At 59.5% G+C, this 10,796-nt stretch carries 11 protein-coding genes; 4 read left to right on the top strand and 7 right to left on the bottom strand.

What is annotated here, in order from left to right; translation table 11 throughout:
• Positions 1–29 precede the first annotated feature (29 nt).
• Together QTL94_RS19570 and QTL94_RS19565 are read left to right on the top strand one after the other, a co-directional pair.
• On the top strand, positions 30–386 hold the full coding sequence (locus QTL94_RS19570) for a GNAT family N-acetyltransferase (protein ID WP_289802987.1): 357 nt from the start codon (positions 30–32) through the stop codon (positions 384–386).
• 66 nt (positions 387–452) lie between these two features.
• Positions 453–1,637, top strand: a complete 1,185-nt coding sequence (locus QTL94_RS19565; RefSeq protein ID WP_289802949.1) for an acyltransferase family protein — start codon at positions 453–455, stop codon at positions 1,635–1,637.
• Between the two features lie 6 nt (positions 1,638–1,643).
• On the opposite strand, the gene QTL94_RS19560 is transcribed toward QTL94_RS19565, so the two are convergent.
• The 7 genes from QTL94_RS19560 to QTL94_RS19530 all read right to left on the bottom strand — a co-directional run bounded on the left by QTL94_RS19560 (position 1,644) and on the right by QTL94_RS19530 (position 8,331).
• Complete coding sequence (locus QTL94_RS19560; protein WP_289802948.1) at positions 1,644–2,612, bottom strand: 2-hydroxyacid dehydrogenase; 969 nt, start codon at positions 2,610–2,612, stop codon at positions 1,644–1,646.
• Between the two features lie 196 nt (positions 2,613–2,808).
• Complete coding sequence (locus tag QTL94_RS19555) at positions 2,809–3,933, bottom strand: branched-chain amino acid ABC transporter substrate-binding protein (protein WP_289802947.1); 1,125 nt, start codon at positions 3,931–3,933, stop codon at positions 2,809–2,811.
• 118 nt (positions 3,934–4,051) lie between these two features.
• The gene (locus QTL94_RS19550; protein ID WP_065691166.1) at positions 4,052–4,405 is read right to left on the bottom strand and encodes a DUF6867 family protein; all 354 of its coding nucleotides are present in this window, start codon (positions 4,403–4,405) and stop codon (positions 4,052–4,054) included.
• 24 nt (positions 4,406–4,429) lie between these two features.
• Positions 4,430–5,158 carry an ABC transporter ATP-binding protein gene (locus QTL94_RS19545; RefSeq protein WP_065691167.1) on the bottom strand — a complete coding sequence of 243 codons (729 nt, stop codon included), beginning with the start codon at positions 5,156–5,158 and terminating at the stop codon, positions 4,430–4,432.
• Positions 5,158–6,012 (bottom strand): ABC transporter ATP-binding protein, encoded by an 855-nt coding sequence (locus tag QTL94_RS19540; protein WP_502944162.1) that lies wholly within the window; start codon positions 6,010–6,012, stop codon positions 5,158–5,160. Before QTL94_RS19540 ends, QTL94_RS19545 begins: the two co-directional genes overlap by 1 nt.
• Positions 6,013–6,032: 20 nt before the next feature.
• On the bottom strand, positions 6,033–7,424 hold the full coding sequence (gene livM, locus QTL94_RS19535) for a high-affinity branched-chain amino acid ABC transporter permease LivM (RefSeq protein ID WP_289802946.1): 1,392 nt from the start codon (positions 7,422–7,424) through the stop codon (positions 6,033–6,035).
• A 4-nt stretch (positions 7,425–7,428) separates the two neighbouring features.
• Positions 7,429–8,331, bottom strand: a complete 903-nt coding sequence (locus QTL94_RS19530; protein WP_113523130.1) for a branched-chain amino acid ABC transporter permease — start codon at positions 8,329–8,331, stop codon at positions 7,429–7,431.
• Positions 8,332–8,837: 506 nt separating this feature from the next.
• On the opposite strand from QTL94_RS19530, the gene cysQ reads away from it, so the two are divergent.
• Positions 8,838–9,629: a 3'(2'),5'-bisphosphate nucleotidase CysQ gene (cysQ, locus tag QTL94_RS19525; protein ID WP_289802945.1), complete on the top strand. Its 792-nt coding sequence runs from the start codon at positions 8,838–8,840 to the stop codon at positions 9,627–9,629.
• Between the two features lie 128 nt (positions 9,630–9,757).
• Positions 9,758–10,795: a DUF2793 domain-containing protein gene (locus QTL94_RS19520; protein ID WP_289802944.1), complete on the top strand. Its 1,038-nt coding sequence runs from the start codon at positions 9,758–9,760 to the stop codon at positions 10,793–10,795.
• The last annotated feature ends 1 nt before the right edge of the window (position 10,796 follow it).

Genomic DNA, 10,796 nt, shown 5'->3' with positions numbered 1-10,796 from the left:
AGGAAAATCGGCTCTCCGATCCATCCAAGGTGACGATCGCGGACATCCAATGGTTCATTGCCAACCCCGGATTATGGGTATGGCAAGAGGGCGGCGACATCAGAGGCTTTTCCGCAGTCGACCCGCGAAACGGCTACGTCTGGGCTCTGTTCGTCGATAACGCGGCTGCCGGCCGTGGTATCGGGCGCGCTGCTCGACAAGGCTTGCGGGACCTTGAAGGATGCCGGCTTCACCCGCATGTGGCTGACCACAGACCCCGGAACCCGGGCGGAGCGTATTTATCGCAGGGCCGGTTGGCAATTGATTGCCGAGCAGGACAACGAGCTGCTTTTCGAACTGGAAATCTAGTGCGCCGCACTTTGCTAGGCACGAACAGACATTCTTAAAGCCTCGCGCGGTAGATTAGGCATGCCTCTCGGTGGGCATGGCATCAAGATGATATCCGGCAGGTCATGAAAGACAGGCTTTATTATGTGGATCGGCTGCGGATTTCCGCCTTCGCGATCCTGATCCTCTACCATTCCTCGGCGGCCTTCTTCACCGACATGGGGTGGCTGATCCATAGCGATCGCACCAGTCCCGCTTTATCACTCATCATGGAATTCCCGCGCGCCTGGCGGCTGGCGCTGCTGTTCTTCGTCTCCGGCATGGGGGCTGCCTTCTCGTTCCGCTCGGATTCCAGCCTCGCGTTTCTGCGCAAGCGCACCATCCGCTTGCTCGTCCCCCTGCTCTTCGCCATGGCCGTCCTCGTCGTCCCACAAGTCTGGTACGAGCGCATGTATGAGAACGACTATGACGGCTCACTGCTGACCTTCTGGCTGACGCGCTATTTCACCGAGGGTCGCTATCCCACCGGCAATTTCACCTGGGCGCACATGTGGTTCGTCGCCTATCTGCTTGTGATGTCGGTGATCTGCTACCCGATCTTTCTCTATCTCAGCCGGCCGGGCAACGCGATCATGGCCTGGTTCGAGCGCGTCGCGAAGACGGGCGGCATCTACGCGTTCTTCCTGCTGCCGCTGCTGCTCAACCTAGCTCTGACGCCGTTCTATCCCAAGGAAACCAATGCCCTCTACAATGACGGCGCCTGGTTCGCGGTCTGGGCAAGCTGGTTCGGTCTCGGCTTCCTCATCGCCTGCAATCACCGCAGCCTGATCGAGACGATCATCGCGAAACGCTTTGTCAGCGCCGCCATCGCGCTCTTTGCCACGATATTCCTCTACGTCTTCGCCTGGATGCCGCCCGCCGAGCAGGCGATCGGCAGCTACGCCAATGAAACGCCGCTGTTCAAGGCCGCGATCTTCGTGCTCGCCTGGTCGATGATCCTGACGCTGATCGGCTTTGCCGCCCGCCACTTCAACCAGCCGGACGCGCGGCTGGTGACGGCCAACCGACTGGTCTTCCCGCTCTACATCATCCACCAGACGGTGATCGTCGGCGCGCTCTACCATGTGCTGCCGCTCGGCCTTGCCGCCGTGCCGAGCTTCCTGATCGTCGCCGCTGCCACGTTCGTGATCTCCGGCCTGTTTGCCGTCGCCGTCGATCGCATCCCGGGGCGGGCACGGCTGCTCTTCGGTCTTGAGGCAAAGCCGCGTGGTCCATCAGCCGCGCAGAGAACGGTCAACGCGGAACGATAGCGGCTATCACGCCACCCGGTCCGGCGGCTCCCTGCCCTCGAAAAAGGCGGTGATGTTGTCCACCACCTTCATTCCCATTGCATTGCGGGTTTCCTCGGTGGCGCTGCCGAGATGTGGCAGGAGGACGACGTTCTCCATGCCACGCAGGCTCTCGGGCACATGCGGCTCCGCCTCGTAGACATCGAGGCCGGCGCCGCGAATGACGCCTCCCTGCAGGGCGGCGATGAGCGCAGTCTCGTCAACCACGTCGCCCCGGGCCGTATTGATCAGGTATGCACCGGGCTTCATGGCGGCCAGCCGGGCGGCGTTCATGAGGTGGCGGTTCTCCGCGCCGCCGGGGCAATGCAGAGAGACGAAGTCGGACATGGCCAGAACATCCTCGACCGTCGGCAGCTGGCGCGCGCCGTAGCGAGCCGCCTCCGCGGGATCGACTACCGAGCGATTGTAGAAGACGACGTCCATGCCGAAGCCGAAATGGCATCGTTGAGCGAATGCCTTGCCGATACGACCGAAGCCGATGATGCCGACCGTCTTGCCCGTGACCTTGGTGCCGATCATATGCGTCGGGCACCATCCTTTCCACTCTCCGCCGCGAACCTGCCGCTCTCCTTCACCGCCACGACGAGCAATCGTGAGAAGCAGGAGCATGGCGATATCCGCCGTGCAGTCGGTGAGCACGCCGGGCGTGTTGGTGACCACGATGCCCTTGGCTTTCGCCGCCGCTATGTCGATGTGATTATAGCCGACCCCGAAATTGCCGAGGATCCTCGCGCGCGTCTCCCCTTCGAAAACCGAGGCGGGCAGCTTGTCGGACACGGTCGGAAGCACGCCATTGTGGCTGCGCAGCGCGTCGGCGATCGCCTCCGCCGACATCGGCTGATCGCCGGTATTGAAGGTCACATCGAAACGCTCGGAAAGAACCGCTTCGACGGCTGACGGCCAGCGCCGGGTGACGAGAATTTTGGGGCGAGGCATGGCGTATCCGTATCTTATGCGGCTGTACCGCTCGGAGAAATTTCGAGTACAGCAACCTGTTGAATTCGCGGGCGATCCTAACTGGATCATCCTCAATCGCAAGGCCGGTCAACGGCCGCGCGGTTCGCATCGCCGCCAAAAACGAAAGAAGCCCGGTGCGAAGACCGGGCTTCCAAAGTGGTAGGAACAGGCGTTCTTACTTCGCGTCCTGCGGGAAGTAGCCGAACTTGCCGTCCGCACCCTTCTTCCATTCGTACATGATGTAGCCAGGAAGCTTCGGGTCACCCTTTTCGTCGAAGGACATTTCGCCGAGAACGGTCTTGAAAGGACCCTTTGCCTTCATCGCTGCAGCTACGGCTTCAGCGTCGGTCGAAGCGGCTGCCTTGGCAGCTTCAGCGATCGTCTGGAGGGCAGCGTAGGAGTACAGCGTGTAGGCTTCCGGGTTGAAGCCAGCTGCCTTGAACTTGGCAACGAGGTCCTTGTTGTCGGGGTTCAGGGTCGGATCGGGACCGAACGTGTTCAGCGTACCGGCGACTGCATCGCCAGCGATCGATGCCAGTTCGTTCGAAACGATACCGTCACCCGATACGAGCGTAGCCTTCAGGCCCTGGTCGGCAGCCTGACGGATGATCAGACCAGCTTCGGTGTGCAGACCACCCCAGTAGATGATCGAGACGCCGGCTTCCTTCATCTTGGCGATGAGGGCCGAGAAGTCCTTGTCGCCGACGTTGATGCCTTCGTACATGACTTCGGTGATACCAGCGGCATTCATGGCCTTCTTGGTTTCATCTGCGAGGCCCTGACCGTAAGGCGTCTTGTCGTGAACGACAGCGATCTTGGCGTCCTTGAAGTGGTCAGCCAGATACTTGCCGGCAATCGCGCCCTGCTGGTCGTCACGACCGCAAGTACGGAAGGTGTTCCACAGGCCGCGCTCGGTGAACTTCGGGTTCGTAGCAGCCGGGGTGATTTCGAGGATGCCGTTTTCAGCGTAGACTTCCGAAGCCGGGATCGAAACACCCGAGTTGAAGTGGCCGATAACGAACTTCACACCGTCAGCAGCGAACTTGTTCGCAACCGAGATACCCTGCTTCGGGTCGGAAACGTCGTCGCCGAGCACGATCTTGATCTGCTCGCCGTTGATGCCACCAGCAGCGTTGATGTCTGCAGCAGCCTGTTCGGCACCCTTCTGGAGCTGAGCACCAAACGCAGCGTTAGGTCCAGTCAGCGGGCCGGCCACAGCAACGATAACGTCGGCCCAAGCGTTGCCGCTGACGGCGACCATCGCCGTCAGGGCTACTGCCGAAAGAAGAGACTTCTTCATTTGTTACTCCCAATTTTTTAGCGGGTTCTGTTCCACTACCCGGCGCATTACCCACTTTACTGCGCAAGGAAACTTGTTCCACTCCGAGGGGCAATCTGTCCCTAGATTCAACCGGCTGTCAATGTTTTGCCTTCCAGGAGAAGGGGGACGTCTTTTCGTAGAGCCAGTAGTAGTTATTGACCATCTGGTTGGTCCGGCGATAGCGATAGCCGGCCGTCGAGAAGATCAAGAGAAGAACTACGTCGATGACGTAGTAGAAAAGGCTGAGGAACGGCCCATCGAAGAGCGCGTGATGCAGAAACTGCATCGCAAATCCCAGCAGCAATGTGTAGGCGATAACCAGCGGGTAGTTGCTCCAGCTTTCCGCTGCAGCCCTGCCCGCACGCCAGGCGGTCCAAAAACCGATCAGCACGACGAAAAGCCGAATGACGCTGCGCACGCCGGTATCGCCTTCAAAGAAAAGTCCCTGCATATCAAAGTCTCCTCTTCGTCATGCTCAATGCCGTCCGCCTTCGAGATAGGCGGCGCGGACTTCGGGGTTTGCCAGCAGTTCCTGTCCGGAGCCGGACATCGTCACCTTGCCGTTGACCATGACGTAAGCCCGGTCGGACAGCTTCAGCGCCGCGAATGCGTTCTGCTCGACGAGGAAGACGGTCAGCCCGTCCTGCTTGTTGAGCGCCTTGATCGCCTCGAAAATGCCCTTGACGATCAGCGGAGCCAGACCGAGCGAGGGTTCGTCGAGCAGCAGCAGCTTCGGGCGTGCCATCAGGGCGCGGCCGATCGACAGCATCTGCTGCTCGCCACCCGACAGTGTACCACCGCGCTGCGTCTGGCGCTCCTTGAGACGCGGGAACATCGTGAAGATCTTCTCGACGTCTTCCTTGAAGTATTTGAGGTTATCGAGGCCGGCACCCATCTGGAGATTTTCCATGACGGTCATGCGCGGGAAGATCCGACGACCTTCCGGCGACTGCGCGATGCGCAACCGGGCAATCTCGTGCGTCGGCATCTTGGTGATGTCGCGACCCTCGAAGATGATCGCGCCGGTACGCGCCTGCGGGCTGCCGCAGATCGTCATCATCAGCGTCGATTTGCCGGCGCCGTTGGCGCCGATCAGGCTGACGATTTCGCCCTGGTTGACTTCGACGTCGATGCCTGCGAGCGCGCGAATGTTGCCGTAGTAGGTTTCAACGCCTTGAACTTTCAGAAGTGGCTGACCGGTCATCAGTTTGAGCCTCCTTCGAGGTTCTCGACGGCTGCAATCACTTGTTCCACTTCCTCGTCCTCGACACCGAGATAGGCCGCGATGACCCTCGGATCATTCTTTACTTGATCAGGCGTACCGTCAGAAATCTTCTGGCCATACTCCAGAACGACAACGTGGTCCGAAATCTCCATGACGACGGACATGTCGTGTTCAATCAGCAGAATAGATGTGCCGCTCTCGGCACGGATACTGCGCAGCAGCGTATTCAATGCTGCGGATTCACGCGGGTTGAGGCCGGCGGCGGGCTCGTCAAGGCACAGCAGTTCCGGCCCCGTGCACATGGCGCGGGCGATCTCCAGACGGCGTTGTGCACCATATGGCAGGTCGCCAGCAGGATCGTCGGCACGATCGATCAGATCTGCCTTCTCAAGCCAATGACGAGCAAGCTCGATCGCATTTTTCGCTTCCGCGCGATAAGGCCCGATCCCGAGCAAACCAAGAACGGTGTACCCGGACGCCTTCATCAGCTTGTTGTGCTGCGCAACCAGCAGATTTTCCAGAACCGTCAAGCCGGAGAACAGGCGGATGTTCTGGAATGTACGGGCGACCTTGGCTTCCTTGGTGATGCGGAAGTCGGGCAGGCGTTCGAGCAGGAACTCCTTGCCGCTTTTCTGCTGCATGGTGATCATGCCCATCGTCGGCTTGTAGAAGCCGGTGATGCAGTTGAACACGGTGGTCTTGCCGGCGCCGTTCGGCCCGATCAGCGCGGTGATATCGCCGCGCTTGGCTTCGAACGAGAAGTCGTTGATCGCCATGAGGCCACCGAACTTCATCGACAGGTGCTCGACCTTGAGCAGGGTATCGCTGGTCATGTTGGTTTCCTGGGGGCTCATCAACCGTGGCCCTCCTTGGTAAAGCTTCCGGAAACGGTCTTGCGCTCCTTGAGGAAGGCCGTTGGTTCACGCGAGCCCACGAAGCCGCGCGGCTTGATCAGCATGACGACGACCATCGCCAGACCGAAGAGCAGCATGCGGTAGAGTTCGGGCGTGAAGTCAGGTCCGAAGATCACCTTCAGGAAGTCCATTTCGCGCAGTGCTTCCGTTCCACCGACCATGACGATGGCGGCGATCGCGATCCCGGTCAGCGAACCCATGCCGCCGAGAACGACGATGGCAAGGATCACGGCCGATTCCAGGAAGACGAAGGATTCAGGCGACACGAAGCCCTGGCGCGCAGCGAAGAAGGAGCCCGCAAAGCCGCCGAACATGGCGCCGGTTGCGAACGCAGTCAGCTTCGTCGTGACGGTGTTGATACCGAGCGAGCGGCACGCGATTTCGTCTTCACGCAGCGCTTCCCATGCACGACCGATCGGCATGCGGCGAAGGCGGATCGTGACGTAGGCGGTCAGCAAGCAGAGCGCCAGGATCAGATAGAAGAGGAAGATTTTGTAGTAGGCCGACGAGATCGGCAGATGGAACAGCTTGGCAAAACCGTTGGGGCTGGCATCGAAGGGAATGCCGAAAAGCGTCGCCTTCGGAATACCCGAGATACCAAACGTACCCTTGGTGAGATCCGTCCAGTTGATGATGACGAGGCGAATGATTTCACCGAAGGCAAGCGTCACGATCGCAAGATAGTCACCGCGCAAACGAAGGACCGGGAAGCCGAGAATGACGCCCCAGAGGGCCGCCAGAATGCCGGACATCGGCAGAAGCAGCCAGAACGACAGACCGAAATAACTCGACAGAAGCGCGTAGGAATAGGCGCCCACCGCATAGAAGGCGACGTAGCCGAGGTCGAGAAGACCAGCGAGACCGACTACGATGTTCAGGCCCCAGGCAAGCATCACGTAGATCAGGATCTGGATGCCGAAATTATCCACCCACTTGAGCGAACCCTGAGCACCGACCAGCGCTACGATCACCATCGGATAGAGCAGCAGAGCCACCAGCGCGATCTTGAGGAAGTGCTTGTGGAAAAATCCTTTTTCCGTCGAAATATCCAACTCGCCGCGACGCGCTTTCGCAAGCTTGCGCGCATCGAGATGCGGCCGCAGGAAAACAACGATCAGGAACCGGCCAATCGCCGCGATTGCCACGAAGATGGCAAGCAGGCCCCACCGTTGAACGATGATCAACTCGTTGCTGATGTTCTGATCGCTCTTGAGGCCGACATACAGCACGAACATGCCGAACGAAATGACAGCAGCGAACAGAGCTTCTTTAATACCCTTCTGGACAAGTCCGGATGCGGGCTTGCCAGAGGCGTTTTCAACATTTGCCATGACGTTAAACCTTCTCGACTTCCGGCCGGCCCAGGATACCTGTCGGCTTGAAGATCAGCACGAAAGCGAGGATGGCGAATGTCGCCACATCCTTGTAGGCGATGGTAAAGTAGGCTGACCAAAGGGACTCGATGAGCCCGATCATCAGACCGCCGAGGACTGCGCCCGGCAGGGAGCCGATGCCGCCCAGAACAGCTGCGGTAAAGGCCTTGACGCCCGGCACGAAGCCGTCGTTGAAGTTCACCACCCCATAATACATCAGATACATCGTGCCGGCGACAGCAGCGAGCGCCGCGCCCATGATGAAGGTAACCGAGATCGTCTGGTCCACATTCACGCCGAGCAGTGCCGCCATCTTGCGATCCTGCTCCGTTGCACGCTGGGCGCGCCCGAGAGCCGTACGGTTCACAAGATACCAGAACACCGTGAGCAGCACCGCCGTGATGACGATGATGACGATCTGCTTCAGCGAAATCGAGATGCCGGCAACGTTGTAGACGCTGCTGACCAGCGGCGGGATCGGCTTGTTGCGCGGACCCTGGGTGACCTGGATGAAGTTGGACAGCGTGATCGACATGCCGATCGCGGTAATCAGCGGCGCCAGGCGAAAGGAGCCGCGCAGCGGACGATAAGCCACACGCTCGATCGTCCAGTTCCACAAGCTCGTCATCAGCATCGCGACGAGAAGCATGGCCAGGAGCAACACGGCGACCGGCAGGCCTGCAAACATCGATGTGAGGACGAGAAAGACGATAAGTCCGGCAAATCCGCCGAGCATGAAGATGTCGCCATGGGCGAAATTGATCATGCCGATAATGCCGTAAACCATCGTATAGCCGATAGCCACAAGGCCATAGATGGATCCAAGAGTCAGCCCGTTAACGAGCTGCTGGACAAAATATTCCATATGTCATTTCCCCTGGATGCAGACCAGATCAACCTGCATCTCTTGTTATTAGAGCCCTTATTAAGCCCTTGATTAAAGATTTCATACTGCTTTCAAGCCAAAAGGGAAGTGCAAAATCACAATACTCCAAAGTTCTTTGCCGTTTTGGTGAAAATGACTTTTTTGCGTCCAAAAAGTCGATTTTTTCAACGCCACCTGATTAAAAACGCCTCTTTTGACCACATTGCGCTGTATGACACTGAGACGGAGCCCCTTAAAAGTACCGGCAAAGGGCAAGCGATAGCATCTGCCGACACCAGTTTCGGGGCATCTTCGAGGTCACGGGTGGCACCTGCAATCCTCCTTTGGATCGCTTATATATCGACATACCAGGGCGACGAAGAATCGGCCGCGCGCCGCTGCCTGTTGGCGCAACAAATGATAGACAGGCGTAAGTATTGAATTCGCTGTGCCCGGTGTCTATTCCGACATTGGTTGCATAAGACAGGTCATTCGGAAGGCGAGCCATGCTCGAAACATTCGAACGCGCCGCCATCGAAGCGGGCAAGGTGATCATGACGATCTTTCTCGACGGCTGTCCTGCCGCGAAGAAGGCGGACAACAGTCCAGTCACCATCGCCGATGAAAAGGCCGAGCGAATCATCATCTCACACCTGCAGCGTGACTTCCCTGAGATCCCCATCATCGCCGAAGAATCGGTCGCCGGCGGCATCGTTCCCGCCATCGGCACATCGTTCTTTCTCGTCGATCCACTGGACGGCACGCGCGAGTTCGTCGACAAACGGCGCGAATTTACCGTCAACATCGCCTATATCGTCGATGGCAAGCCGGTCGCCGGAATCGTCTTCGCCCCTGCCCTCGGCATCGCCTTTTGTGGCGAGGGCGCGAGGGCCGAGAAGCTGTATGTCGACGATGGTTTTCAGGTCGCACGCAGGCACGACATCGGCGTGCGTGCGCAGCCAGCTAGGCGCACGGCGCTCGCGAGCAGGTCCCACGACAGCCCGCAGACTGCCCATTTCCTGGCCGAGCAATCGATCTCGGACTGCACCAACATCGGCTCGTCCTTGAAGTTCTGCCTCCTGGCGGAAGGCGAAGCTGATGTGTACCCGCGCTTCACGCGCACGATGGAGTGGGACACAGCGGCGGGAGACGCCGTTTTGCGCGCAGCGGGCGGCACCACCGTCACGCTCGATGGCCTACCGCTAACCTATGGCAAGATCGGCCAGAGCCACGACGTCGATTTTGCGAACCCGAACTTCATCTCCTGGGGTGGAAAGAGTGTCGTGGAGCGGGCATGAGAACCGCAAAACATCGAGAGAAATCAAGCACACGCTGACGTTTTCATACTCCCCTGCGGCGAGGCTCCTAGCATTGCGGCGATGAACCACGCCGGCAACATGCGCGGCGAAATCGGGAGCCGCCTATCGTGTCCGAACAGACCGCTAACCTCGCCTTGCCTTTCATCCTGCCCTCGCAGGCTCAGAAACACGTAACCCACAACGAGGCTCTCCAACGCCTCGACGCGCTCGTCCAACTGACGATCACGGACGAATCAGCAGCACCACCCGAAGACGCTGCGGAGGGCGCATGCTACCTCGTTGCGGCGGGCGCAAGCGGCATCTGGACCGGAAAGAGTGGAATGCTTGCCGTGTGGCAGGATGGCGCTTGGCTGTATCTGAGCCCGAAGGCCGGGTGGTGCGGATTCTTCACCGCATCGGGACAGCTGCGCTCGTACGACGGCGCGGCTTGGAATACCGTACCCTTTGCCGGCGATAGCTCAGTGCCAATGATTGGCATCAATGCGACGCCGGACGCGGTCAATCGATTGTCGGTGGCCTCCGAGGCAAGCCTTTTCAGCCATGTCGGGAGCGGTCATCAGCTAAAGGTCAACAAGGCGAGCGCCTCCGACACCGGATCCCTGCTCTTCCAGACAGCATGGTCCGGCCGTGCCGAAATGGGGCTCGCCGGCAACGACGAGTTCTCGATCAAGGTCAGCAACAACGGCACCGACTGGCAGACGGCGCTGCATGTCTCGCAAGGCGGTGTCGTAAGAACGCCGGCGCGTCCGATCGTGCGGACTTCGAGATCCGCAGGCACCGCGACGCCCGCAACGGGCAGCAGGAGCGGCTTTGATGACATGCCGGTCCTTCAAAGTGGATTTGCGCTGGGAGCGGCGGTTTCCTCGGGTGCCGGCAGTCGATTGCTCGTCCCGGCAAGCGGCTTCTATCTGCTGTCGCTTGGTCTCAGGACCCTGTCGTCCTCAGGACACGTGGCCTCGATCGAGAAGAATGGCGTCACGGTCTTGGGCTCTGCCGAAGGAGCCGCCTCGGCCAATCCTGCGCAACAATCGGTTGCCACCGTCGCCTGGCTCGATGAGGGCGACTGGCTGGCGATTCTTCACACCGGCTCGGCGCTCTACGAGTTCGGCCCGGCAAAGACCGAACTCTTCGTGATCATGCTGTAGA

The organism is Rhizobium sp. S96 (assembly GCF_030382195.1).
Lineage (GTDB): Bacteria > Pseudomonadota > Alphaproteobacteria > Rhizobiales > Rhizobiaceae > Rhizobium.
This window is presented reverse-complemented; position numbering and strand designations above follow the sequence as displayed.

Excerpts from the sequence above, each read along its gene's own strand:
- QTL94_RS19565 (WP_289802949.1), top strand. The coding sequence starts at position 453 with ATGAAAGACAGGCTTTATTATGTGGATCGGCTGCGGATTTCCGCCTTC.
- QTL94_RS19560 (WP_289802948.1), bottom strand. The coding sequence starts at position 2,612 with ATGCCTCGCCCCAAAATTCTCGTCACCCGGCGCTGGCCGTCAGCCGTC.
- QTL94_RS19555 (WP_289802947.1), bottom strand. The coding sequence starts at position 3,933 with ATGAAGAAGTCTCTTCTTTCGGCAGTAGCCCTGACGGCGATGGTCGCC.
- QTL94_RS19550 (WP_065691166.1), bottom strand. The coding sequence starts at position 4,405 with ATGCAGGGACTTTTCTTTGAAGGCGATACCGGCGTGCGCAGCGTCATT.
- QTL94_RS19545 (WP_065691167.1), bottom strand. The coding sequence starts at position 5,158 with ATGACCGGTCAGCCACTTCTGAAAGTTCAAGGCGTTGAAACCTACTAC.
- QTL94_RS19540 (WP_502944162.1), bottom strand. The coding sequence starts at position 6,012 with ATGACCAGCGATACCCTGCTCAAGGTCGAGCACCTGTCGATGAAGTTC.
- livM (WP_289802946.1), bottom strand. The coding sequence starts at position 7,424 with ATGGCAAATGTTGAAAACGCCTCTGGCAAGCCCGCATCCGGACTTGTC.
- QTL94_RS19530 (WP_113523130.1), bottom strand. The coding sequence starts at position 8,331 with ATGGAATATTTTGTCCAGCAGCTCGTTAACGGGCTGACTCTTGGATCC.
- cysQ (WP_289802945.1), top strand. The coding sequence starts at position 8,838 with ATGCTCGAAACATTCGAACGCGCCGCCATCGAAGCGGGCAAGGTGATC.